This is a genomic window from Cecembia calidifontis (assembly GCF_004216715.1).
Taxonomy (GTDB): domain Bacteria; phylum Bacteroidota; class Bacteroidia; order Cytophagales; family Cyclobacteriaceae; genus Cecembia_A; species Cecembia_A calidifontis.
Map to the genome: position 1 here is coordinate 1,337,318 of NZ_SGXG01000001.1, position 23,556 is coordinate 1,360,873.

Here is a 23,556-nt window from a genome sequence, read left to right on the forward strand (position 1 = left end):
TTTATTGTTCAAAAGCTGCAAAAATGAAAGAAGGAGCAAAAAACCAATATTTATGGGGGGTGTTTTTTTTGGGTTTGTTCCTGTTGAACTATCCTGTGCTCTACCTCTATAATATACCGGCCAAGCTGGCAGGGATTCCTGTGCTTTTTCTGATGGTTTTTGCATTTTGGGCTTTGATCATTGGCTTGACCATTTGGGTATTGAGAAAAACGAACAGTAACAAGAATGCTCAGTAAGGGATTGATCATAGCGTTTACCTTTGGTTATCTGGCTTTGCTTTTTGCCATAGCTTACTTTTCTGAAAAATCAGCCCGGAAAGGAAAAAGCTATGCTTCCAATCCCTATATCTATGCCCTTTCTCTGGCAGTCTACTGTACAGCCTGGACCTATTATGGTTCTGTGGGTCGGGCTGCGAGCAATGGGCTGGAATTTTTGACGATATATTTGGGACCCAGCTTGGTTGCCCCCCTTTGGTGGATTGTCATGAGGAAGATCATCAGGATCAGCAAAGTGCAGAGGATTTCCTCTATTGCAGATTTTATTTCGAGCCGATATGGCAAAAACATTACCCTGGGTGGTGTGGTCACCCTGTTCTGCCTTTTAGGTATTCTGCCTTACACTTCCATTCAGATCAAGGCTATCGCAAGTACCTTTGATATTTTGCAATATGCGGAGGCAGCCCAGCCTTTTGTGGAAATCCCTTTTTATCAGGACACAGCTTTCTTCTTGGCTTTGGGATTGGCGCTTTTCACGGTTTTATTTGGGGCGCGTGATGCGGAGGCTACTGCCCAGCATGAGGGAATGGTCATGGCAGTGGCCTTTGAATCGGTTTTTAAACTTGTAGCTTTCCTGATTGTGGGGGTGTTTGTCACCTATTTTATCTTTGAAGGGTTTACGGACATATTCCTGCAGGCAGAATTAAGAGGATTGGATCACTTATTTGTCCTACAGGGGGAGAATAATGCCTCGGAATGGTTTTGGATGAGTGCCTTATCCATGATGGCTGTTTTCTTTTTGCCGAGACAGTTTCAGCTGGCTGTGGTGGAAAATACAAACGAGAAACATCTTGATAAGGCGATGTGGCTTTTTCCTTTGTATCTTTTGTTGATCAATATTTTTGTACTGCCCATTGCCCTTGGGGGACTTGTTCATTTTCAGGATTCAGTCGTCGATGCAGATACTTTTGTTTTGGCATTACCAATTGCATATAGTCAGGACTGGTTGGCATTATTGGTTTATCTGGGTGGGTTTTCGGCGGCTACCAGCATGATTATCGTTTCAACGATTGCTTTGAGCAATATGGTCAGCAATAACCTGGTAATTCCCGTCTTATTGGTCAGTGATAGCTTCAAAAACAAATTTCAGCATGAGTTAGGAAGTATTGTGATTTGGATCAGAAGGGCCAGTATCTTTTTGATTATCATGTTGGCCTATATTTATTACAAACAGGTTTCAGCGCAGTTTTCTTTGGTTTCCATTGGCCTGATCTCCTTTGTTGCCATCGCTCAGTTTGCTCCAGCCATATTGGGAGGCATTTACTGGAAAAAGGGATCCAGATTGGGGGCCCTGACAGGGATAATTGCCGGCTTTATCATCTGGTTTTATACACTCGTTGTACCAACAATTGTTACTGCAGGTTGGTTGCCGGAAAGCCTCATGACCGAGGGGCTGTTTGGAATTGCGGCTTTGAAGCCTTATAGCTTATTGGGCATGCAGGATATGACTTATATTACCCATGGTCTGTTTTTTAGTCTGTCCCTCAATGTGTTCTTATATGTTTTGATCTCTATGGTAAAGGAGCAGTCATCCAAGGAGCATAATCAGGCCATTGTTTTTGTGGATATTTTCAAATACAGTACCACCTTGGACAGTTCCATTATCTGGAAAGGTCAGGCCTACTTACCGGATTTGAAAGCGCTTCTGATTAATTTTCTTGGGGAACCAAAAGCAGAGGAATTACTGAAAACTTATACAATTGAGACAGGAAAAGTATTAGAGACCAACAGCTATGCTGATCCGGAATTGGTCAATTATTCCGAAAGGATATTATCAGGCATTATAGGATCAGCCTCTGCTAGGATTATGGTGGAATCTGTCGTCAAAGAAGAGGAAATCAGTATGGAAGAGGTCTTGGGAATCCTTAAAGAAACGCAAGAACTCAAAACGCTCAATCTTGAGCTCAAGCAAAAAAGTAAGGAGCTGAAAAAAGCCTCTGCCGAGCTCCGGAGAATGAATGAAACCCTGCGCCTCAATGATATGCTCAAAGATGAATTTATTTCGACTGTAACGCATGAGATGAAAACGCCCATAACCTCCATTCGGGCATTCTCAGAGATTTTAATGGATGAAGATTTGCCGGAAGAAGAAAGAAAGCGCTTTTTGGACATCATCATTCAAGAGACCAGCCGGATGGCGCGCCTGATAGAGCAGGTGTTAGATTTGGAGCGCTTTGATTCTGGAAGGCAGGAGTTACAACTTGAAAAGACAGATATTAGGATAGTTATCTTGCAGGCTGCTGAGAGTATGTTACAGGTATTTAAAGAGAAAGGCCTGCGTTTTGACATGCAGTTGGATTTTGAAGCCTTGGAGTTGACAATAGATGAAGATAGGATCAAGCAGGTCATTTTGAACCTCTTGTCCAATGCTTCCAAATTTGCCAAATCAAAAGTGGAGTTTCATGGGAGTTTAAAGGATGATGAGCTAATCATTCAGGTCAAAGATGATGGAAAAGGAGTCCCGGAGGAGGAAGTCCCCTATATTTTTGACAAGTTTTTCCAAGCCAAAAACCAAACCAGTAAAAAGCCGGTCGGCAGTGGTCTGGGGCTTGCCATATCAAAGAAAATAGTAGAATATCATGGAGGGAAAATAGGTATTTCCCAAGAAGAAGGACTTACCTGCTTCGCCTTTAGTCTTCCTTTACAGGAATCAGTGAAAGAAAAAGTAATATACCCTAAAGACAATGAATAAGATATTGATTGTAGATGATGAACCCAATATTCTCCTTTCCCTCGAGTTTCTCTTCAAAAAAGAGGGGTACAAGGTTTTCATCGCACGGGATGGTGAGGAAGCATTGGGTATAATAGACGAAAGCGAACCGGAATTGGTCATTTTGGATATTATGATGCCCAAGGTGGATGGCTATGAAGTGTGCCGGCACCTGAAAAAAAATCATCAGACCACGAAAGTCATCTTCCTGACCGCAAAAAGTAAGCAACAGGATATCCAAAAAGGACTGGAGGCAGGAGCTGACCTTTACCTCACCAAGCCTTTTTCCACCAAGGATTTGGTATCCAAAGTCAAGACATTAATGAATTAAATCAATTAAATAATAACCAAAATAAACTTGTAACATCATGAGCGATAGGATACATACCCTGAGCGGGTACTTCTATGAATACCAGAAGTCTGTCACCGAACCTGAAAATTTCTGGGCCAGGATTGCAGATTCTTTTCATTGGAAAAAAAGATGGGATAAGGTCTTGAAATGGGATTTCAATGGGCCAAATGTGCAGTGGTTTGTCAATGGAAAGCTCAATATTACTGAAAACATATTTGAAAAAAACCTTTTTGCCTATGGGGACAGGACGGCCATCATTTGGGAGCCCAATGAACCTACAGAGCCTTCCAGAAAAATCACCTACAAAGAGCTTTATCACCAGGTATGTCAGTTTTCCAATGCTCTGAAATCTAAAGGCATAAAGAAAGGTGATAGGGTGGTGATTTATATGCCCATGATTCCTGAGGCTGCTGTGGCCATGTTGGCCTGTGCCAGGATAGGGGCCATCCATTCTGTAGTCTTTGCAGGATTCAGTTCTACTGCCCTTGCCGACCGTATCAATGACTGTGAAGCTAAGGCCATTTTAACTTCGGATGGGAATTTTAGGGGCAACAAAAAAATCGGAATTAAAAGTATTGTGGATGAGGCTTTGGAAAAGTCCTCGGTAGAGACCGTTATTGTCTGCAGGAGAACAGGACAGGAGGTCAACATGAAGTTAGGCCGGGATTTTTGGTGGGATGAGGTGCTTGAAGGGCAGGATGACAGCAATGTGGCAGAGGAAATGGACAGTGAGGATCCCTTATTTATCCTTTATACTTCAGGTTCTACAGGTAAACCTAAGGGTGTGGTCCATACCACTGCCGGTTACATGGTATATACGAAGTATACTTTTGAGAATGTGTTTCAATATGCCCCAGGGGATATTTATTGGAGTACGGCAGATATCGGATGGATTACAGGACATTCCTACATAGTTTATGGCCCTTTATTGGCGGGGGCGACCACCTTGATGTTTGAAGGTGTACCTACCTATCCTGATGCCGGTAGATTTTGGCAAGTGATAGAAAAGCACAAAGTCAATCAATTCTATACAGCGCCTACGGCCATTAGGGCCCTACAGGCCTTTGGTACCGATCCCATCGACCCTTATAATTTGGATTCCTTGAAAGTCCTGGGATCAGTGGGTGAACCCATTAATGAAGAAGCCTGGAGATGGTATTATACCCACATCGGCAAGTCAAGATGCCCAATAGTAGATACCTGGTGGCAAACAGAGACCGGTGGGATAATGGTGTCACCGCTTGCGGGAATTACCCCTACCAAACCGGCTTTTGCCACCCTTCCCTTACCGGGCATTCAATTGGCTATAGTAGATGCTGAGGGAAATGAACTGACTGGCAATTCTGTAGAGGGTAACCTCTGTGTGAAATTCCCTTGGCCTTCTATGATCAGGACAACCTGGGGGGACCATGAGCGCTGCAGACAGACTTATTTCTCAACTTACAAAGGAATGTATTTTACCGGAGATGGTGTTAAAAGGGACCATGACGGATATTATAGGATTTTGGGTAGGGTAGATGATGTGATCAACGTATCAGGCCATAGGATGGGTACCGCAGAAGTGGAAAATGCCATCAATGAGCACCCATTGGTCATTGAATCTGCTGTAGTTGGCTATCCTCATGAAATCAAAGGCCAAGGTATTTACGCATATGTGATCTGTGACATGTCCCATAGGACGGAAGAAAACCTGATCAATGAAATCAAGGACATGGTCTCCAAGATCATCGGACCTATTGCCAAGCCGGATAAAATCCAGATTGTACCTGGGCTTCCAAAAACGAGGTCCGGTAAAATCATGCGAAGGATCTTGAGGAAAGTGGCCGAAGGAGTTACGGATAACCTGGGAGATACTTCCACTTTGTTGGATCCGGAAGTGGTCAAGCAGATCATTGACGGCCGAAAATAATTTTTGAATTTGGATTCCGGAAATCAGTAAATTGATTCCGGAATCCAAAATTTCAAATCTCATATGGCCAATGTCATTGTCAACAGGGTCAAGGAATTTCTCAAAAGATATCCACCCTTTAGTTTTCTAAGTGAAGACTCTTTGGAGCAGGTTGCCAAAGAAGTGGAAGTCCGATATTTTTCTGAAAATGAATTGCTTTTCGAACAGGGAGATCCTGCCCAACAGTATTTTTTTGTGCTAAAGGAAGGATCTGTGCTTTTAACCGAAAAGAAAGATGGGCAGGAAGAAATTGTAGAAGTATGTGATGAAGGGGATGTGTTTGGGGTTTTGGCTTTGCTCGGTAAAAGGCCCTATCTCCTCAATGCCAGGGTGAAGGAAGAAAGTTTGGTATATGCTATTCCGGTAGCGGTTTTTGAAAAAATACTCCATGAAAACAGCCGTGTGGGCTTATATTTTGCTGCCGGCTTTGCTTCGGGACAGGTAGTAGTGAGAACGGACCTTTCCCAATCCCAAAAAGCAAGAACTACTTTTAAAGAAATCTCCAGAGACAGTGGACTTTTGATTTTTACCGGTCAGTCTGATCTCAATTATTCTTCGGATGTACTTACCTGTCCTCAGCATACCCTCATCAGGGATGCGGTAGCTGCTATGGCTGAAAAGGGTGTTGGATCCATAGTCATAGTCAATGAAAAAGATCATCCCTTAGGTATTATTACCGATAAAGACCTGAGGAATAGGTTGATTGCGCGGAATAAAAGTTATGACACCCCCGTTGAGGAATTGATGACGACACCTGTAATTACCAAAAGGAAAGATGCTGCCTTTTCTGAACTTTACCTAACCATGATCAAAAACAGGTTGCATCACCTCATTTTTACAGAAGATGGTTCATCGGATAGCCCAATAACCGGTATCCTATCGGATCATGATATATTACTTTCTCAGGGGAATAGTCCAGCGGTATTGATCAATGCCCTGATGAATACCTGGGAAATCCATGAAATGGCCAAAATTAGGGACAGGGCAGAGAAGCTATTGGCTTATTACCTTGAAAATGAGGTTTCCATTGAGTTCGTGGCGAGTATCATATCGGAAATCAATGACATCATCATTCGGAGGGCGGTTGAGATGGCAAAGAAGAAACATGACCCTGATTTTCCGGAGATTTCAAAAGTCAAATTCTGTTTCCTTTCTTTGGGTTCAGAAGGCAGGGAGGAGCAGTTGTTGAGGACTGACCTTGACAATGCGATCGTATTTGAAAACGTACCCCTTTCCAAAGTGGAGGAAACCAAGGAGTACATGTTGCTGATAGCCCAACAGGTGATAGAAATCCTGCTGGCCTGTGGTTTTAAGCCTTGCCCGGCAGATATTATGGCCAATAATCCCAAATATTGTCAGCCATTATCCACTTGGAAAGCCATGTTTTCTGACTGGATCCACAGCCCTAACCAACAGGCCTTGATGAACGCTACGATTTTTTTCGATTATAGGGCCATAATTGGCAATAAAGTCTTGGCCGAAGAGCTTACAGAGCATATTTATAATGAAATTGCCGGAAAAAGCATTTTCCTCAATTTCCTGGCAAAGAATGCACTTTTGAATCCGCCCCCATTGGGATTTTTCAGAAATTTCATTGTAGAGAAATCAGGGGAGCAGAAGGATAAATTTGATATTAAATTGAGAGCCATGATGCCTTTGGCGGATATTGCGAGGTTATTGGTGCTCAGTCACCGGGTGGTTGGCATCAACAATACTTTTAAGCGCTTCGAAAAATTGGCAGACTTGGAGCCCAATTATAGAGAACTCATGTTGGAAGCAGGAAAGGCTTATGAAATTTTGATGCGGATGAGGGCCATCGAGGGATTGAATTCCGGGAGTTCAGGGAGGTATATACAGCCTGAAAAATTGGGTAAACTGCAGCGGCAATTGTTGAAAAATGCCTTTGCCCCCATAGATGAGCTGCAGAAGATCATTCAGGTGAGGTTCCAATTGGGTTATTTCAGAAACTGATATGAACTGGCTGAGCAGGATTTTTGGAAAAGAATTGCCCAAAACGGCTTTCGTAGAAACATACGAAAGTCTTTTTGAAAAACCAATTCCCCCCATGCGTCCTATCAGCCAACTTACATTCGTGGTTTTGGATACAGAAACTACGGGTTTGGACCCCAAAAAGGACTTTATTATTTCTTTTGGCGCCATTAAGCTCAGGTCTTATGTTTTAAAGATTGATACTGCTCAGGAAATCTATTTAAAAACACCTGTTAAAAACAAAGAAGCCATTCAGGTCCATGAAATCATTGATCCAATTGAAGGATTGACCATCAAAGATTTTGCGAAGCAATTTTTGGACTATATCGGGAGGGACATTATTGTCGGCCATCATATTGGTTTTGATTTGTTGATGCTCGAAAAAGTATTGAAGCCATTTGGCCTGAAAAAGTTGCTCAATCCGGTCCTGGATACCCAATATTTGGCCATGAGGTTGGAAAAGGGTCCCCACTATGACCCTTCTATGGGTAAACCTGGCGAATATTCCCTGGACAATTTGTGTGAGCGCTATGGTATTGAACTTGATGACAGGCATACAGCTGCCGGAGATGCATTCCTTACCGGCCAATTGCTTTTGAAACTTTTGAAAATGGCTGAGAAAAAGGGAATTAAAGATTTTGGTACTTTGATGAGGTAGGAAGCAATCCTTCAAATTTGAGATTATGCGTGTTATTTTCTTTGAATTAATTTTTGGAGGTGTTCCTTTTTTTTAGGTTCACGGTTGGATCTACAAAAATGGGTATGGTATTGGTGTTGCCTTAAAAATTCAATTTGTATTTCAATCCATTTTTCTTCATCTAGAGAAGGATCTGTATACTTCAATTCTTGGAATAGCAGTGAAGTTCCTTTCTCAAAATGTTCTGTTCCTAAATATTCCAAATCCGCATCCGCTAAAATTTTGCCGAGATGATTTTTGGGTTTTTGAGGAACCTTGGTTGCCATGATTGCAGTGCAGATTTCATTGATTTCCTTTTCAGAAAATCCCCAGGGGGGAAGCTCTTTTTTTGCAATTTCGCAGCTTATATTTTCATGTCCATTTTTTTGGACAAGGTATCCCATGTCATGGAACAAGGCCGCAACTTTTGTTAATTCAAGGTCTTTGTCACTGAGGTTTTCTATGTTACCGATCAACTTGACCTTTTCGATCACATCTTTGGTGTGGGAGGCGCTGTGATAGGTCAAATGATCCGGAATGTTTTTTTCCAGAAATGCCATATACTTTTGGTATAAAAGAGAGAACCTGTCTTTCACTTTTAAAAGTCGCTTTTTCTTTTGATGATACCTCCTTTAACCTCCTTGATACTTTGGACATAGAAGAATGCATTGGGATCAATTTCAGAGACAGCCTCTTTGATCCTATGTATTTCTAACCGGGTCACTATGGACATAATGATATCACAATCGGATTTGATATCAAAACTATTCGGTAAATAGCCCCTTTCTCCTTTATAGACTGAAATGGCCTTCCCAAAATCTTTTACGATGAGTTCTTTGATCTGTTCATAATCCTTGGAAATGATGGTGAGTGCAGTGTATTCCTCAAAACCATCCACCACATAGTCAGAGGTTTTCATCGCTGTAAAATAAACGAGTATAGAATACATGGCCGTTTCAATTCCAAACTCAAAGGCTGCCCCTAAAATGATCAGGGAATTAAGGACCATGATGGTTTCGCCTGAAGTGAGGCCTGACTTTTTTTGGGTGTAATAGCCGATGATTTCCAGACCATCAATCACTCCTCCTCCCCGGATTACAAAGCCTATTCCCATCCCGATAAAGAAGCCTCCAAAAACAGCAATCAATACTTTATCCGTCGTGAAAGTCGGTATCTGTATAAAGTACATTCCCAATGCCAGCAAGATTACTGCAAAAGATGCTTTCATGGCAAAAACAGGCCCGATTTTTTTATAACCCAAAATTAAAAATGGAATGTTGAATAGGACTAAAAGGATACTGATATGGATATTTGCAAAACCCGTCACCAGGATCGAAATTCCAGTCACTCCGCCATCCAAAAAATTATTGGGTACCATAAACCCCTGTAAACCAATAACTGCCAAAAGGACTCCTGATATGGTATATATTATGGATTTCAGGGAGAATATGGATTTCCAATGGATCTTCTTGGAAGAACTCATAATTAACGGTTTTTTGTATTTTTTCCTTTTCCCCTCACTCTACTACTTCAAATGCTTTTATTGGTTTTTGTTTGTTTTTGAGTTCTAATAGGCCGATTTCATTGCACTTAAATGATTCCTTTACCAGTTCATAGCATTTTTCTGAAATCAGTATTTGGTTTTTATCGGCCAAGGCTTGCAGCCTTGCAGCCACATTAACAGTATCTCCAATTACGGTATAATCAAGTCTTTTTAAGGTAACCGAACCAATATTTCCCCATACCATTTCTCCGGTATTGATTCCAATGGATACCTCAGGTTTGTAGCTTCCGGCATCTAATCCTATATCTGCATTTTTCAATTTTTCCCTGATGGACAGACAGGAATCAATGGCACGGTCCAAATGAAAATCCCCTTTAAAGGTTGCCATTACAGCATCTCCCATAAACTTGTCCACCACGCCGTTTTCTTTGATGATCTCTTTGACCATGATATCAAAATAGGCATTCAGCAAACTCACCACTTTATCGGCAGATTCATTTTCTGAAATGGCAGTAAAACCACAGATATCAATGAAGGCGACTGTTCCCTCTATGATCTGATTATTGGCCAAGACATTTTCAATTTCTTTTCCCCCCATGAAATTGAGCACCGTTTCATCCACATACATTTTTAGTATGTTGTTCTCTTGCACAGCCTTTAATGTTTCTCTCAAGGTCTGAACATGTTTGATGGTCCGATCGATGGTAATTTCAAGATCTGAAAAATTCACAGGTTTAGTGACAAAGTCAAAAGCTCCCCTGTTCATCGCGACGCGGATATTGTCCATGTCTCCATAAGCAGAAACAATGACAGATTTCAGCAAAAAATTCTGCTCATTCAATTTTGACAAGAGTGTAAGCCCATCCATTTCGGGCATATTGATGTCGCTGAGTACCACATCTACGTCATGATGCTCTTCTAATTGCTGTAGGGCATGCCTTCCATTATGGGCAAATAAAAATTCGTACTTCTGCTGTCTGATTTTTTGCCTGAATTTTTGTTTGATCAATACTTCCAGATCTTCCTCGTCATCTACGACCAAAATTTTTGCCATTATCCTTCTTTCTCTTTGATTAGTTGTGATATTTCAGTTTTAAGGCTCTCAAAATCAATAGGTTTTGTAAAAAATCCTTTGGCTCCAGAATTGATAGCTTTATTATAGTTGTCAGAATCTCCATAAGCAGAAATCATACTTACAGGAATGTTTGGGTATTTCAATTTGATTTTTTCCAACAATTCTAAGCCGGTCATCCCAGGCATATTGATATCTGAAAACACATATACAATTTTAGGAGGGTTTTCACTTCCCAAAAGATTAAGTGCTTCCTCCCCGGAAAAAGCAAAGTCAAATTCAATTTCTTTGTTCCTCAACTCTTTTCGGAATTTTTGACGGAAAAGCATCTCTACATCTTTCTCATCATCTACAATCATGATTTTCATGGTTTTCAAGTTTTTAATTTCCGGGGATTTTTATAATAAATTTTGTAAAATGTCCTTCTTTTGAATCAATGGTGATTGAACCATTGTGTTGTTTTATTATGTCTGAAGAAATGCTTAAGCCAAGGCCGGTTCCCTGCGTCCCTTTTTTGGTTGTAAAAAAAGGTTGAAGGATTTTGTCCTTTATCTCTTCAGGTATACCTGGTCCATTGTCTTCCACCTCAATGGTGATCCAGGGGCCATCTTTGCGTGAACTTATTTTTAAAGCAGGTTCTCTCTTATTGTTTGGAAAATCATTGTTTAATTCCCGCATAGCATCGAAAGCATTGTTGCACAAGTTGAGGATAACCCGGCTGAAATCTTCCTGTTTTAATGGGATAGCTTGGATTTCTTCTTCCAATTGATAGTCTATTTTCACATTGATGGGAGATTTGCCTGCTCTCATGCCATGAAAAGCCAAGTTGACATATTCTTTGATCAATTGGTTGATGTCTGTGGGCTCAAATTCACTGCTCTTACCCCTTGAATGAAGCAGCATAGAAGTAACAATCCGGTTGACTCTTTGTCCGTTTTGCTGGATTTTTTCCAGGTTGTATTTTACGTCATTCAATACGGCTTCTATTTCTTCAATGACTTCAGTTTTTTCCAGGCTTTGAAGACTCCCTTCGATTTCTTGTAAAAACTCAATGCTCAATTCTGAAAAATTATTGATGAAGTTCAATGGGTTTTTGATTTCGTGCGCTATGCCCGCAGCGAGCATTCCTAAACTTGCTAACTTTTCACTTTTGATTATCTGTTCTTTGAGAATTTGAACCTCATTGAGAGATTGTTCCAGCAAAGAAGATTTTTCTTGCAGAAGCTGCCTGAGATGCTCAATTTGTTGTTCATCATCCTCTTTCATGGGCTTTTAAAGTTGTCTTGAATAATCAGCCACTTCGGTTAGAATAACTTTCATCATCCATTTAAAGGGATATTTTGGACTTCCTTTCTTGGACAGAATAAAATTCTTTCCTAATATACTAAAAATTATTGCAGCTTGATTTTAAAGTCTGAAAATCAAAAAAATATTGTAGCGCTTTCACTTTACAGGAAAATCTTCCTTTCTGAATTTCAATAGAATAATCCTGATAGAACACGGATTAATATTAAATGAAGAATTACTTGATTTTAAAACATAGCAAGTTAACGGATTTTTGAGCCGTTTTTTTACCACTAAACCGACCGGTGAGGGCACAGGTTTAGGTCTGAGTTTGTCCTGTGAAATCATTACGCAAAGTCATAATGGCTCCCTGATCGTAGAAACAACAATTGGAGAAGGGACAGTTTTTATTATCCGTGTGCCTTATACCTGATTTTTTAATTGACTCAAATAGGTAGTCGAACGGAAAATGTGGTTCCTTTATCAAGTTCAGAATCAAGGAATATCTCCCCCCCATGCGCCTTGACAATATCATAACTCAGGCTCAGTCCCAACCCCGTTCCTTGCCCGGTAGGTTTGGTTGTGAAGAAAGGCTGGAAGATTTTGTCTTTGATGGCTTCGGGGATGCCCTGGCCGTTGTCTTTGACGGAAATCTCGATTTTGTCCCCAAGGTTTTTGGTGGAGACGGTGACTAGAGGTTTAAATCCCTCATTTCTCATTCTTAATTCCTCATTATTTAGGGCCTGAAAGGCATTATTGATGATATTCAACAGCACCCTACCGATGTCCTGTGGCACTACTTTGACTTTGGGAAGAGTAGGGTCAAATTCAGTTTTGAAATCAGCATTGAATGATTTGTCTTTGGCTCGCATACCATGGTAACTCAGCCTCAAATACTCATCAGCTAAAGCATTCATGTCTGTGGGTATTTTTTCTCCGGTACTTTTACGGCTATGGGCCAGCATCCCTTTTACAATTGCATCCGCCCGCTTCCCATGATGTTGGATCTTTTCCAAATTTTGCTTGATATCCTCCAATATCTCATCCTCCAATCCCTCACTATCCGCCCATTCTTTTTCTTGATTCTTGTCTTCCCGATTCTCGGGACAGGACTTTGTTTCTTGCTTCTCCCTGTCCTTCCCTGAAATAGGTTGACCGTTTTTAACCGAGAAAAAAGATGTTAAAAACAGGAAAAAGGATTAATTCTCAGCGTAGATTTTCAGAGGAATTTAAACGTAAGTTGGTTGATGATTTTGAGAAAGGAATCATGACAGTTCAGCAAATGGAGCGACATTATGGAATTGTGAACTCAGTTATTTATCATTGGATTTATAAGTATTCGACCTATAATGAAAAAAATATCAGGATAATTGAGATGAAAGACAGTCAAACCAATAGGCTCAAAGAACTCGAAGAAAAGGTCAAAGATCTCGAGCGTACCGTTGGCCAAAAACAGATCATGATTGATTATTTGGAAAAAATGATTGATTTGGCCAAAGAAACTTACTCAATCGATATTAAAAAAAACTCCAAAACCCCACACTCTGGTGGTTCCAATCCAACAAAAGTATGATAAACCATTCGCTCAATGAACTTTATCGGACTGTTGGAGTAACCAAGCAGGCCGTTCAACAAGCCAAAAAAAGGCAGCAAGCATTCGATCTTGAAATTGCCCAACTGGTAATCCTGGCCGATGAGCTCAGGGAAGACCATCCAGGATGTGGGGTCGAAAAAATGTATTATACATTGAAACCCGAATTCATGGGAAGGGATCAATTCTGTGAAATTTTCATGGAAATGGGATATGGTATCAAAAAAATAAAAAACTACCAGAAAACCACTTACGCAGGCCTTTATTCTTATCCAAACCTTATCGAAGGTATGGCCATAAACAGACCTTTTCAGGTCATCCAAACCGATATCACTTACTTTTACCTCAATGGTGAATTCTATTATTTGGTCTTCATTATTGATGTTTATACCAGGATCATCGTGGGATATTCGGTCAACGACAACTTGCGCACAGAAGGTAATATCAAAGCTATGAAAATGGCCCTCAGTACTTTGAGATACCAGCCTTGGGGCCTGATCCACCACTCAGATAAAGGTTCCCAGTACAGTAGTAAAGAATACACCTCCTTGCTCAACAAAAACAATATCCATATCAGTATGGGAAATATCGCATGGGAAAACCCCTACGCAGAACGAATCAATGGAATCATAAAAAATGAATACCTCAAAAGGTGGATAATCAAAGATTTCAGCGACCTGAAAAGAAAAGTGGCGAAAGCTGTAGCCAACTACAACAGCATAAGACTACACAGGGGATTTAAAATGAAATACACCCCCATGGGATTTTATAAAAATATACTAAATTTAAAAGCCCAAGAAAGACCGACGGTGATTGTTTATACCGAAGGAAGAAAAAACTTCTTAGGGGCATCGAGCCCCTTCGAAGTTTGCCCAAGAGAAGAACCTCTGGCTCATGATTGCCCGATGGAAATATTTAATGAATGTTGAACCAAACGGTCAACGCTATTCAGGGAAGAACACCCCCCTCGTTTCTCGTCTCTCGCTTCTCGCTTCTTGTATCTCCTCCACCAGTTCCACACTTACCTCTGAAAAATTATTCACAAAATTCAAGGGGTTCTGAATCTCATGGGCAATGCCGGCTGTCAATTCCCCCAATGAGGCCATTTTCTCGGAGTGGATCAGTTGGGCCTGAGTGTCCTGTAGCGTATCCAAGGCGGAGTTCAATTGATTGAAAGATTCAGCATTTTCCAGAGCAATGGCCGTATAAAGGGCAATTGACCGTAACATGTAGACATGGTAATCCGTGAAGGCGTTTTTGTTGAAACTTTGAACGGTGATGACCCCAAATAGCTTTCCTTTGGAAATCAAAGGCAGATAGATCAGGGAAGCGGGGTTTTTACCCTCGATCGGCGTAGGTATTTTTTGAAGAAAATGGATATAATCCTTTTCCAGGTCATTGATGATGATTTCTTTTCCACTAGTAAAGCATACTGCCGCCAATCTGTTGGGGTCGTTGACTGCATTCGAATAGGGAGGGAGGGCTTGGCCGTTTTCGAAGGTAGAAGGAAAATCCAAAGCCTTTTTTGCATCATGGTAAATGCCTATCCCAAAGATGGATGCATCCATCAGGCCATTTACATTATCGTACACCGTTTCGATGATCTTCTCAACAGAAAGCGATGAAGTGATTTTTCGTCCGATTTCACCCAAGAGTTCAACATTGTCGTAGGATTTTTGTAGTATGTCTTTTTGGGCAGCCAATTCTTTGGCTTTGGTATCAATTTCCTGCTTTTGCATTTGCAGCAGGCGGTTGGCTTTTTGTTTTTGGCGGATATTGCGAAGGAGAAGAAAAGCGGCAACGAGGATAAGTAACAAGACGACCAGTGAACTGTACAGGAAATTCCGCTGAAGCTTTTTCTGTTCGTTCAGCAGGGCGATTTCATCTTCTTTTTTCTCTAACTCAAAATTATGTTCAAGCAGCAAGGATTTATTTCTCACCTTGTCATTGACCATACTGTCCCGGTAGCTGATGAACTTTTGGAAAAAGGAAAGGGCGTTTTTATGATCATTTTTAAGTGAATACACCTCAGCCAGTACTTCAGCGTTATCGCGCAAGTCTTCCATGATACCAAAGTCCTGTCCCCATCGATAACCCATTTCTCCGTAATATACCGCGCTGTCCAGGTTACCTTCCTTCAGATGGGCCCTGGCCAAAATCCCGTAAATCCAACCATACATTGAATCTTCTTGTATTTTGTTTGTCATGGTAAGTGACTCGTAGGCTTTTTGGAAAGCTTTTGGCAGACTGTCCATACGGACATATACGTCTGCGATGTTACTGATTGGAACCAGGCTGTCAATTGCGCTTGGAGCATAAATTAAAGCCTTTTCATAAGCCTCAATGGCTTGTACGGGCTTATCTGAAAGCCTGTAATTCTCACCTAAACCATTATATAGCCCCGCCAAATGCCGGTTCCCAAACCCCAACTCCTGATGTAGGTCAATCAATTGCTTTTGGTATTCATTGGCTTTGTCATATTCCCCTATCATGATGTACACATCTGCGAGATTGGACATCCCGTAGTACCTAAACTTTTTGTCGTTCAATTCTTCTGCGTGTACCAATTCACTGACCGCATAATCCATGGCAGTAGCATAATCTCCTAATCTAAAGTAGACACCAGCCAAGTCATGATGAACCGACATTATCAGTCGCTTATCATTGAGTTTTACTGCGATATCCTCTGCTTTCAAAATCCACGGAATTCCTTCCCTGCTGTCGTTGTTGCCATAAAGCCCAGACAGCCTTAAATAAACCCATGCCTGTAAAAATTCGTCGTTGGTTTTCTTGGCGATGGTATCAGCCTGAAGGATAAAGCTTTCTACCAGGTCTAACCTGTTTTTAGGATAATTCAGCCTAGCTTGGGTAAGAAGTGCCATGCCTTCTCCTCGAGGGTAGGCGAGTTTCCTGGAAAGTTGCAAAGCCTCATTTCCATATCGTTCCAAGTCATCGTACGATAACCTGGGGAAAGTATTACAAATCTCGTTTAGGCGGTTGACACGGGCTGTATCCTGCTTGGTGTAGGCATCGAGTTGCTTTTTGAGCGCTTCGATTTCAAAGGACTGTGCATGGCATAAAATGGAGAAGAAAAGGGCCGCAATAAATAGTACCGGTTTCTTTATAAGCGTTTTAGGATGAGGCTGGATGGTGTTCATTAAGAAAAGGGTTAGCTGTCTTGTGGTAGTTCAATTGTGAATACAGTCCCAAGCCCTTCTTGGGAACTCACCGTAATATTCCCCCCATGCGCCTTTAAAATATCATAACTCAGGCTCAAGCCTAGGCCTGTCCCTTGCCCGGTAGGCTTGGTAGTAAAAAATGGTTGGAAGATTTTGTCTTTTAAATGCGCTGGAATTCCGTTGCCATTGTCTTTAACGGCAATTTCTATGTTTTTACCCTTCTTCCTCGTGCTGACGGTCACGAGAGGATGATATTCCTTAACATCCTTTTTTGCTTTTTCTGTAACCGCATAAAAGGCATTGTTGATCAGGTTAAGCAGTACCCTGCTGATTTCCTGTGGCATCACAGCAATCTTTGGAAGTCCGGGTTCTAAATCCAGCTGGAAATCAGCATTGAAACTTTTGTCTTTTGCCCTGAGTCCATGGTAGGATAATTTTAAAAACTCATTCACAAGCTCATTGATGTCGGTGATTTCCATTTCCCCTGTACCTGAGCGGCTGTGTTGCAACATGCCTTTGACTATGGAATCGGCCCGCTTTCCGTGCTGCTGTATTTTTTCCAGATTTTGTTTGATATCCTCCAATATCTCATCCTCCAACCTATCCGCCTCATGTCCTTCCCTGAAATAGGTTGACCGTTTTTAACCGAGAAAAAAGATGTTAAAAACAGGAAAAAGGATTAATTCTCAGCGTAGATTTTCAGAGGAATTTAAACGTAAGTTGGTTGATGATTTTGAGAAAGGAATCATGACAGTTCAGCAAATGGAGCGACATTATGGAATTGTGAACTCAGTTATTTATCATTGGATTTATAAGTATTCGACCTATAATGAAAAAAATATCAGGATAATTGAGATGAAAGACAGTCAAACCAATAGGCTCAAAGAACTCGAAGAAAAGGTCAAAGATCTCGAGCGTACCGTTGGCCAAAAACAGATCATGATTGATTATTTGGAAAAAATGATTGATTTGGCCAAAGAAACTTACTCAATCGATATTAAAAAAAACTCCAAAACCCCACACTCTGGTGGTTCCAATCCAACAAAAGTATGATAAACCATTCGCTCAATGAACTTTATCGGACTGTTGGAGTAACCAAGCAGGCCGTTCAACAAGCCAAAAAAAGGCAGCAAGCATTCGATCTTGAAATTGCCCAACTGGTAATCCTGGCCGATGAGCTCAGGGAAGACCATCCAGGATGTGGGGTCGAAAAAATGTATTATACATTGAAACCCGAATTCATGGGAAGGGATCAATTCTGTGAAATTTTCATGGAAATGGGATATGGTATCAAAAAAATAAAAAACTACCAGAAAACCACTTACGCAGGCCTTTATTCTTATCCAAACCTTATCGAAGGTATGGCCATAAACAGACCTTTTCAGGTCATCCAAACCGATATCACTTACTTTTACCTCAATGGTGAATTCTATTATTTGGTCTTCATTATTGATGTTTATACCAGGATCATCGTGGGATATTCGGTCAACGACAACTTGCGCACAGAAGGTAATATCAAAGCTATGAAAATGGCCCTCAGTACTTTGAGATACCAGCCTTGGGGCCTGATCCACCACTCAGATAAAGGTTCCCAGTACAGTAGTAAAGAATACACCTCCTTGCTCAACAAAAACAATATCCATATCAGTATGGGAAATATCGCATGGGAAAACCCCTACGCAGAACGAATCAATGGAATCATAAAAAATGAATACCTCAAAAGGTGGATAATCAAAGATTTCAGCGACCTGAAAAGAAAAGTGGCGAAAGCTGTAGCCAACTACAACAGCATAAGACTACACAGGGGATTTAAAATGAAATACACCCCCATGGGATTTTATAAAAATATACTAAATTTAAAAGCCCAAGAAAGACCGACGGTGATTGTTTATACCGAAGGAAGAAAAAACTTCTTAGGGGCATCGAGCCCCTTCGAAGTTTGCCCAAGAGAAGAACCTCTGGCTCATGATTGCCCGATGGAAATATTTAATGAATGTTGAACCAAACGGTCAACGCTATTCAGGGAAGAACATCAGTCTTTGGTCTTGTGTCTTGTGTCTTGTGTCTTGAATCTAGAATCTCATCCACAAGCTCCACACTCACTTCCGAAAAATTATTCACAAAATTCAAGGGATTCTGTATCTCATGGGCAATACCTGCTGTCAGTTCACCCAAAGAAGCCATCTTTTCCGCATGGATCAATTGGGATTGGGTAGCTTTCAGTTCCTTTAAAGCTTCTTCCAGTTCTTCTTTTTGTTTACTGATTTCTGCTGTCCTTTCTGCAACCTGGATTTCAAGTTGGGCCTTTAAGGCTTCTGAAATCTTGAATTCTTTTTCTAGCGCTTCAGCTTTTTTTCGTTCAGCTTCCACCGCTTTTCGCTGTTTTCTGGCATTGTACCACATGGATATGGCCCATACAATGGCGAGGAATTCTGCGATTTCAAAATAGTTGCTCCTATTGTTATAAAAATCTTTGGAAATCAATTCGGTAAGATCTCCTAAAACAGTGATGATGATAAGGGGTAGAATGGCATAAACCAAGTTGCGGGCATCCTTGAAGTCAGGTTCTTTCAGGATAAAGTATATAATGGTGCCAATCAGTCCTAAGGATAAAAGTTTTGAAAGATCCGATCCCAGACCCCCAATTCCCTTAAGTATAAAAACAACAGCAACTGCCACGAATCCCCAATTGATCCATGACTTCCACCGATCGTGGATTTCGCCTTTTGCCAGCCGCCTTCTTATAATGATAAGCAAAATCAGGGCAATGAAATTTTCCAAAGTCATGGGCAAAGGAATTATGGTTTAAAGTGGTAGTGAAATAGAATATTCTAAAATACAAGAATTTATCCAAATTTTAGGTTTTTTTTGTATGGGGAAAAAAGATTTTGTTATCTTTTTGGACGATTCAATCCCTTCAACCCCATGAAACGGAACCTGCTCTCCCTGATCCTTATTTTTATTTTTTCACAGACTATGGCCCAATCCATAGCCGATTTCCTGTCAGTCCCTTTTCCCACTGCCTTTACAGTATCCAATGATGGCAAGCGACTGGCGTGGGTTTTCAATGACAAAGGGGAGCGAAATATATTTTTAGCAGATTCTCCTGGTTATCAGGCTGTCAGATTAACTGATTTCAAAGGGGATAATGGACTGGAGATCTCAAACCTCATATTTTCTCCTGATGGACGTAGCTTGGTCTTTGTAAGAGGGAATGCGAAAAACAGGCAGGGCGAACCTGCCAATCCTGCCTTGCTACAGGAAAATACCGAGCAACAGATTTACATCCTTGACTTAAGGACCAAAGAAGTAAAATTTTTTGCCAGCGGAAATTCTCCTCTTTTTCATCCTGATGGTACAAGGATGGTTTATCTTCAAGGAGGCAAAGTTTATTTGAGAAATGTTCAGGGAACACCAGGTACCATTGCACCTTTGTTTACGCATAGGGGATCTATTTCCCAATTGACCTGGTCTCCCGTTGGAAAAAAATTGGCTTTCAAAAGTGACAGGACAGACCATGCTTTTGTGGGTATTTATGATCTGGAGCAACAAAAACTGTCATATCCCGAGACGAGTATGGACCATGACGGCTATCCAAGCTGGAGCCCTGATGGGAAATACCTGGCCTATCTCAGGGTTCCCCATATTCATAATCAAATCCTTTTCAAATCCATAAAAACCACCAACCCCTGGAGTATCAGAATACTTGACTTGAACAGCATGGAAGCCAAAGAGGTTTTTAGGGCAGATGAAGGTATCGGAAGTGTAATGGTAGCCGATATACCTGCTCAAAATGAGCGTCTTTGGTGGACAGCATCACAGGAACTTGTTTTTCCTTGGGAGAAAAACGGATGGGTTCAGCTTTATGCCGTACAAATTGGGAACGGTAAGGTGCAAAGGCTTACCCCCGGCTCCGGCATGGTTGAAAAGGTGCAAACTTCTCTCCATGCCGATGAACTCCTGCTTACCAGCAATACCTTCAAAATCTCTGGTAGGCAGCTCATTAGACTGGATTTAAAGGACAAATCCACCGAATTGATTGCTGATTTAAAAAGCAACCACTGGTCCCCGCTCAGGACGGTGGATGGGATAGCCTACTTTTCTTCCTCCTTTGAAAGGCCTGCCTGGCCAATGATTTTGAAGGAGGATGGAGAAAAAATGCTCGCTGCCGATTTATTTCCCAAAAATTTTCCTGAAAAACTGAGCAAGCCTGAGCTTATTGATATCCGGGCAAAAGATGGTTTTGTCAGTCATGCCTACCTTTACAAACCCAAGGATTATCAGGAAGGCAAACAATATCCTGCTGTTATTTTCCTTCATGGAGGAAGCCGGAGACAGATGTTGGATGGCTTCAATTACAGCATTTATTACAGCAATGCGGATGCCATGCAGCAGTATTTTGCTTCACAGGGTTTTGTGGCCCTTACCTTGAATTACAGGAGCGGGATTGGCTATGGTATTAACTTCAGAGAAGCAGAAAATTATGGTGCCGGAGGGGCCTCGGAGGTAGCAGATGTCATGGCTGCAGCAGATTATCTGGCGTCAAGACCTGATGTAGATGCTTCCAAAATCATCCCTTGGGGAGGAAGCTATGGAGGTTACCTGACAGCTCATGTGCTTGCCCAGGCCCCGGGAAAATTTCTCTTGGGGGTTGATATCCATGGCGTACACGACTGGAACAATGTCATTCCCACATTCAATCCCTGGTACAAACCTGAAAAATATCCTGAAATAGCTGCATTGGCCTTTCAGTCCTCCCCTATGTTCCATGTCAAAAACTGGAAGGAACCTGTCCTCTTGATTTCAGGGGATGATGACAGAAATGTAGTCTTCAGTGAAAGTGTAGAGCTCCTTGAAATATTAAGAAAGCAAGGAGTGGAAGTGGAACAATTGGTCTTCCCTGATGAGGTACACTCATTCTTGCTTCACCGGAATTGGGTCAAAGCCTATGAGGCAGCCTTTGAATTTATCCAAAAACATATCCAAAAAAGATGAGGAAGTTATATGCCCTTGTTAGTATACTGTTGCTGTTTGGGACAAGCTTGGCTTATTCCCAGGAAGATCAGGCAATAAAAGCCTTTTCGGAAGCCGAAACTAAAGGATTTTCAGGTCTTCTTCTCCTGGCCAAAAACGGTGAAATCATTTTTGAAAAGGCCACAGGCTTTCGTTCCTATGAAAACCAGGTACCATTATTGCCTACGGATGTTTTTGAAATGGCCTCCGTTTCCAAACAATTTACAGCCATGATGATCATGATCTGCGCAGAGAAAGGGCTTTTGGACTATGATGATTTGGTGGAAAAATACCTTGCAACTCCCTATCCGGGCATCACCATCCGGCAACTCTTGACCCATACCAATGGCCTGCCGGATTATCAGGCGGTCATGGATCAGCATTGGGACAAAAGTAGGGTGGCAGACAATGCAGCCATATTGGAATATTTACAGAAATACCAGCCCCCCATGTTGGCCCAACCGGGAGAAAAATACGAGTACAGCAATACAGGCTATGTTTTTCTGGCCAGCATTGTAGAAAAGGTGACCGGCCGGGATTTTATTGAATTGTCCAGGGAATGGATTTTCCAACCCCTGGGTATGAAAGACACAGATATCCGTACCCTGGAAGAAAAAGCCAAGGTAGTCAATTTCGCTGCAGGGCATCTGCAGGATGAAAATGGATATTATGTCAATGCCAATAAATTCCATGCTTCTGATTATACCGTCTGGCTTGGAAATAGAAAGGGCCCTGGAAGGGTCAGCAGTACCGCTAGGGATTTGTTGCTCTGGGATCAGGCCTTGTACACCGAAAAATTGGTCAGTAGGAAAACACTGGAAGCAGCATTTTCTCCCACACAACTAAATGATGGTTCATGGAGCAATTATGGGTTTGGGTGGGATATAGTATTGGATTCTCCTTACGGGAAAATCGTATCCCATACAGGGGACAATCCAGGTTACCGTACCATTATCATCCGGCTCATTGATCAAAATAAAACCCTCATCATGCTCAATAACAATGCCCATGATTCCAAAGATGAACTGATCAAGAAAGCCCTGGAAGCTTTGGGGAATTGGGATTAATTGCGGAATTACCCTTTGGCCATTACCCCTCCGTCTATCGTAAAGGCAGCACCTGTGATCCAGGAAGCATCTTCAGAGGCCAAAAATAAGCAGAGTTTGGCTACATCCTCAGGCTCTCCCAATCTTTGGAGCAGGGTGTTCTTCCCTGCATTTTCCACTGCCTTGGCAGGGTCGGGAAAAGCGGCCGCCGAATCATGGATAAATGGGGTATCCACTGGTCCGGGACAAATGGTATTGATGCGGATTGTCGGCCCGTACTCTACAGCAGCCTGTTTTGCCAAAGCCACCAAGGCAGCTTTGGAGGCACAATAAGCAGGATGATTGGGAAAAGTTTTGAAGGCTGCGATGGAGGAATTGACCACTACGCTGGCAGTCTTTTGCTTCAGCAGTTCAGGAATAGCAAATTTTAAGAGGTAGAAAACAGCATCCACATTAACTGCAAATGTTTCCTGCCAAAGCGAAGGTTCAAGTTCTGTAATAGATCCCAGGCCGAGCATTCCGGCATGGCATTGTACGCCATCCAGTTTTCCATAATGCAGAATGGCGGAATGTACCAACTCCTTATTGTGGGATAGGTCACGGACATCGCCTTGGACAAAAACAGCTTTAGCTCCAAGGTCATTGATTTCCTGTTCAGCCTCTTTCCCTCTTCTTGTATTCCTACCGCTTAGGATCAATTGTGCCCCCTCTTGGCCAAAAAGCAAGGCAGTGGCCTTTCCCATTCCGCTTGTTCCACCTGTGATGATAAAAGTTTTCCCCTGAAGTTTGTTTCCCATGGCTTCCTCTAAATTATGATCAATAGAAAGGCTGATTTTAATGTGTGAATATTTGTGATTTTGTCAGTAGTCAAAATAAATGCGTATTTTAATGCGAAAATTTCAGCATTAAATTTTGAA

The 23,556-nt window shown here is 41.7% G+C and carries 22 protein-coding genes and 1 pseudogene; 13 read left to right on the plus strand and 10 right to left on the minus strand.

Annotated elements, in window-relative coordinates; all coding sequences use genetic code 11:
- The first annotated feature begins 23 nt into the window (after nucleotides 1–23).
- From BC751_RS05785 to BC751_RS05810, 6 genes are all read left to right on the plus strand, one after another.
- Entirely contained in the window at nucleotides 24–236 is a 213-nt protein-coding gene (locus BC751_RS05785; RefSeq protein ID WP_130274717.1) for a hypothetical protein, read from the plus strand.
- Nucleotides 226–2,967 carry an ATP-binding protein gene (locus BC751_RS05790; RefSeq protein ID WP_130274718.1) on the plus strand — a complete coding sequence of 914 codons (2,742 nt, stop codon included), beginning with the start codon at nucleotides 226–228 and terminating at the stop codon, nucleotides 2,965–2,967. Before BC751_RS05785 ends, BC751_RS05790 begins: the two co-directional genes overlap by 11 nt.
- A complete protein-coding gene (locus tag BC751_RS05795; RefSeq protein WP_130274719.1) occupies nucleotides 2,960–3,316 on the plus strand; it encodes a response regulator transcription factor in 357 nt (118 codons plus the stop codon). The genes BC751_RS05790 and BC751_RS05795 overlap by 8 nt, the downstream gene beginning before the upstream one ends.
- Nucleotides 3,317–3,353: 37 nt before the next feature.
- On the plus strand, nucleotides 3,354–5,246 hold the full coding sequence (gene acs, locus BC751_RS05800) for an acetate--CoA ligase (RefSeq protein WP_130274720.1): 1,893 nt from the start codon (nucleotides 3,354–3,356) through the stop codon (nucleotides 5,244–5,246).
- A 63-nt stretch (nucleotides 5,247–5,309) separates the two neighbouring features.
- Nucleotides 5,310–7,256, plus strand: a complete 1,947-nt coding sequence (locus BC751_RS05805) for a DUF294 nucleotidyltransferase-like domain-containing protein (RefSeq protein ID WP_130274721.1) — start codon at nucleotides 5,310–5,312, stop codon at nucleotides 7,254–7,256.
- A gap of 1 nt (nucleotide 7,257) precedes the next feature.
- Nucleotides 7,258–7,932, plus strand: coding sequence for a 3'-5' exonuclease (locus BC751_RS05810; RefSeq protein ID WP_130274722.1), 675 nt, complete (start codon nucleotides 7,258–7,260; stop codon nucleotides 7,930–7,932).
- Nucleotides 7,933–7,964: 32 nt separating this feature from the next.
- Here the strand turns inward: BC751_RS05810 and BC751_RS05815 are convergent, their stop codons facing one another.
- From BC751_RS05815 to BC751_RS05835, 5 genes are read right to left on the minus strand one after another with little or no spacing between them, the layout of a single operon-like run.
- On the minus strand, nucleotides 7,965–8,546 hold the full coding sequence (locus BC751_RS05815; protein ID WP_165389802.1) for an HD domain-containing protein: 582 nt from the start codon (nucleotides 8,544–8,546) through the stop codon (nucleotides 7,965–7,967).
- A gap of 2 nt (nucleotides 8,547–8,548) precedes the next feature.
- Nucleotides 8,549–9,433: a YitT family protein gene (locus tag BC751_RS05820; protein WP_130274724.1), complete on the minus strand. Its 885-nt coding sequence runs from the start codon at nucleotides 9,431–9,433 to the stop codon at nucleotides 8,549–8,551.
- Between the two features lie 34 nt (nucleotides 9,434–9,467).
- Nucleotides 9,468–10,508 carry an adenylate/guanylate cyclase domain-containing protein gene (locus BC751_RS05825; RefSeq protein ID WP_130274725.1) on the minus strand — a complete coding sequence of 347 codons (1,041 nt, stop codon included), beginning with the start codon at nucleotides 10,506–10,508 and terminating at the stop codon, nucleotides 9,468–9,470.
- Complete coding sequence (locus BC751_RS05830; RefSeq protein WP_130274726.1) at nucleotides 10,508–10,894, minus strand: response regulator; 387 nt, start codon at nucleotides 10,892–10,894, stop codon at nucleotides 10,508–10,510. Before BC751_RS05830 ends, BC751_RS05825 begins: the two co-directional genes overlap by 1 nt.
- Nucleotides 10,895–10,907: 13 nt before the next feature.
- Nucleotides 10,908–11,792, minus strand: a complete 885-nt coding sequence (locus tag BC751_RS05835; RefSeq protein WP_130274727.1) for a sensor histidine kinase — start codon at nucleotides 11,790–11,792, stop codon at nucleotides 10,908–10,910.
- A gap of 301 nt (nucleotides 11,793–12,093) precedes the next feature.
- Here BC751_RS05835 and BC751_RS22305 point away from each other — a divergent pair.
- Nucleotides 12,094–12,243, plus strand: a pseudogene (locus tag BC751_RS22305) (ATP-binding protein); the annotation flags it as partial.
- A 13-nt stretch (nucleotides 12,244–12,256) separates the two neighbouring features.
- Here BC751_RS22305 and BC751_RS05845 read toward each other — a convergent pair.
- Nucleotides 12,257–12,826 (minus strand): sensor histidine kinase, encoded by a 570-nt coding sequence (locus tag BC751_RS05845; RefSeq protein WP_341272830.1) that lies wholly within the window; start codon nucleotides 12,824–12,826, stop codon nucleotides 12,257–12,259.
- Between the two features lie 161 nt (nucleotides 12,827–12,987).
- On the opposite strand from BC751_RS05845, the gene BC751_RS05850 reads away from it, so the two are divergent.
- Nucleotides 12,988–13,383, plus strand: coding sequence for a transposase (locus BC751_RS05850; protein ID WP_130273830.1), 396 nt, complete (start codon nucleotides 12,988–12,990; stop codon nucleotides 13,381–13,383).
- Nucleotides 13,380–14,330 carry an IS3 family transposase gene (locus BC751_RS05855; RefSeq protein WP_242617320.1) on the plus strand — a complete coding sequence of 317 codons (951 nt, stop codon included), beginning with the start codon at nucleotides 13,380–13,382 and terminating at the stop codon, nucleotides 14,328–14,330. Before BC751_RS05850 ends, BC751_RS05855 begins: the two co-directional genes overlap by 4 nt.
- 15 nt (nucleotides 14,331–14,345) lie before the next feature.
- Here the strand turns inward: BC751_RS05855 and BC751_RS05860 are convergent, their stop codons facing one another.
- Nucleotides 14,346–16,559, minus strand: coding sequence for a tetratricopeptide repeat protein (locus tag BC751_RS05860; protein WP_130274729.1), 2,214 nt, complete (start codon nucleotides 16,557–16,559; stop codon nucleotides 14,346–14,348).
- Between the two features lie 11 nt (nucleotides 16,560–16,570).
- Nucleotides 16,571–17,164: a sensor histidine kinase gene (locus BC751_RS05865; protein WP_242617381.1), complete on the minus strand. Its 594-nt coding sequence runs from the start codon at nucleotides 17,162–17,164 to the stop codon at nucleotides 16,571–16,573.
- Nucleotides 17,165–17,237: 73 nt separating this feature from the next.
- Here BC751_RS05865 and BC751_RS05870 point away from each other — a divergent pair, with 73 nt between their 5' ends.
- Both BC751_RS05870 and BC751_RS05875 read left to right on the plus strand, forming a co-directional pair.
- Nucleotides 17,238–17,633 (plus strand): transposase, encoded by a 396-nt coding sequence (locus BC751_RS05870; protein WP_130273830.1) that lies wholly within the window; start codon nucleotides 17,238–17,240, stop codon nucleotides 17,631–17,633.
- Nucleotides 17,630–18,580: an IS3 family transposase gene (locus tag BC751_RS05875; protein WP_242617320.1), complete on the plus strand. Its 951-nt coding sequence runs from the start codon at nucleotides 17,630–17,632 to the stop codon at nucleotides 18,578–18,580. Before BC751_RS05870 ends, BC751_RS05875 begins: the two co-directional genes overlap by 4 nt.
- Nucleotides 18,581–18,599: 19 nt before the next feature.
- On the opposite strand, the gene BC751_RS22310 is transcribed toward BC751_RS05875, so the two are convergent.
- The gene (locus tag BC751_RS22310) at nucleotides 18,600–19,367 is read right to left on the minus strand and encodes a sensor histidine kinase (RefSeq protein ID WP_242617596.1); all 768 of its coding nucleotides are present in this window, start codon (nucleotides 19,365–19,367) and stop codon (nucleotides 18,600–18,602) included.
- A 138-nt stretch (nucleotides 19,368–19,505) separates the two neighbouring features.
- Here BC751_RS22310 and BC751_RS05885 point away from each other — a divergent pair, with 138 nt between their 5' ends.
- Nucleotides 19,506–21,575 (plus strand): S9 family peptidase, encoded by a 2,070-nt coding sequence (locus BC751_RS05885; protein ID WP_130274730.1) that lies wholly within the window; start codon nucleotides 19,506–19,508, stop codon nucleotides 21,573–21,575.
- Nucleotides 21,572–22,660, plus strand: a complete 1,089-nt coding sequence (locus BC751_RS05890) for a serine hydrolase domain-containing protein (protein WP_130274731.1) — start codon at nucleotides 21,572–21,574, stop codon at nucleotides 22,658–22,660. Before BC751_RS05885 ends, BC751_RS05890 begins: the two co-directional genes overlap by 4 nt.
- Nucleotides 22,661–22,668: 8 nt before the next feature.
- Here BC751_RS05890 and BC751_RS05895 read toward each other — a convergent pair whose 3' ends face one another.
- The gene (locus tag BC751_RS05895) at nucleotides 22,669–23,436 is read right to left on the minus strand and encodes an SDR family NAD(P)-dependent oxidoreductase (protein ID WP_130274732.1); all 768 of its coding nucleotides are present in this window, start codon (nucleotides 23,434–23,436) and stop codon (nucleotides 22,669–22,671) included.
- Nucleotides 23,437–23,556 lie beyond the last annotated feature (120 nt).

What these genes read in the sequence shown, in the direction of transcription:
- BC751_RS05890 (WP_130274731.1), top strand. Translation starts at nt 21,572, where the DNA reads ATGAGGAAGTTATATGCCCTTGTTAGTATACTGTTGCTGTTTGGGACA.
- acs (WP_130274720.1), top strand. Translation starts at nt 3,354, where the DNA reads ATGAGCGATAGGATACATACCCTGAGCGGGTACTTCTATGAATACCAG.
- BC751_RS05885 (WP_130274730.1), top strand. Translation starts at nt 19,506, where the DNA reads ATGAAACGGAACCTGCTCTCCCTGATCCTTATTTTTATTTTTTCACAG.
- BC751_RS05850 (WP_130273830.1), top strand. Translation starts at nt 12,988, where the DNA reads ATGTTAAAAACAGGAAAAAGGATTAATTCTCAGCGTAGATTTTCAGAG.
- BC751_RS22310 (WP_242617596.1), bottom strand. Translation starts at nt 19,367, where the DNA reads ATGACTTTGGAAAATTTCATTGCCCTGATTTTGCTTATCATTATAAGA.
- BC751_RS05810 (WP_130274722.1), top strand. Translation starts at nt 7,258, where the DNA reads ATGAACTGGCTGAGCAGGATTTTTGGAAAAGAATTGCCCAAAACGGCT.
- BC751_RS05805 (WP_130274721.1), top strand. Translation starts at nt 5,310, where the DNA reads ATGGCCAATGTCATTGTCAACAGGGTCAAGGAATTTCTCAAAAGATAT.
- BC751_RS05855 (WP_242617320.1), top strand. Translation starts at nt 13,380, where the DNA reads ATGATAAACCATTCGCTCAATGAACTTTATCGGACTGTTGGAGTAACC.
- BC751_RS05835 (WP_130274727.1), bottom strand. Translation starts at nt 11,792, where the DNA reads ATGAAAGAGGATGATGAACAACAAATTGAGCATCTCAGGCAGCTTCTG.
- BC751_RS05790 (WP_130274718.1), top strand. Translation starts at nt 226, where the DNA reads ATGCTCAGTAAGGGATTGATCATAGCGTTTACCTTTGGTTATCTGGCT.
- BC751_RS05830 (WP_130274726.1), bottom strand. Translation starts at nt 10,894, where the DNA reads ATGAAAATCATGATTGTAGATGATGAGAAAGATGTAGAGATGCTTTTC.
- BC751_RS05785 (WP_130274717.1), top strand. Translation starts at nt 24, where the DNA reads ATGAAAGAAGGAGCAAAAAACCAATATTTATGGGGGGTGTTTTTTTTG.
- BC751_RS05895 (WP_130274732.1), bottom strand. Translation starts at nt 23,436, where the DNA reads ATGGGAAACAAACTTCAGGGGAAAACTTTTATCATCACAGGTGGAACA.
- BC751_RS05870 (WP_130273830.1), top strand. Translation starts at nt 17,238, where the DNA reads ATGTTAAAAACAGGAAAAAGGATTAATTCTCAGCGTAGATTTTCAGAG.
- BC751_RS05825 (WP_130274725.1), bottom strand. Translation starts at nt 10,508, where the DNA reads ATGGCAAAAATTTTGGTCGTAGATGACGAGGAAGATCTGGAAGTATTG.
- BC751_RS05875 (WP_242617320.1), top strand. Translation starts at nt 17,630, where the DNA reads ATGATAAACCATTCGCTCAATGAACTTTATCGGACTGTTGGAGTAACC.
- BC751_RS05795 (WP_130274719.1), top strand. Translation starts at nt 2,960, where the DNA reads ATGAATAAGATATTGATTGTAGATGATGAACCCAATATTCTCCTTTCC.
- BC751_RS05860 (WP_130274729.1), bottom strand. Translation starts at nt 16,559, where the DNA reads ATGAACACCATCCAGCCTCATCCTAAAACGCTTATAAAGAAACCGGTA.
- BC751_RS05820 (WP_130274724.1), bottom strand. Translation starts at nt 9,433, where the DNA reads ATGAGTTCTTCCAAGAAGATCCATTGGAAATCCATATTCTCCCTGAAA.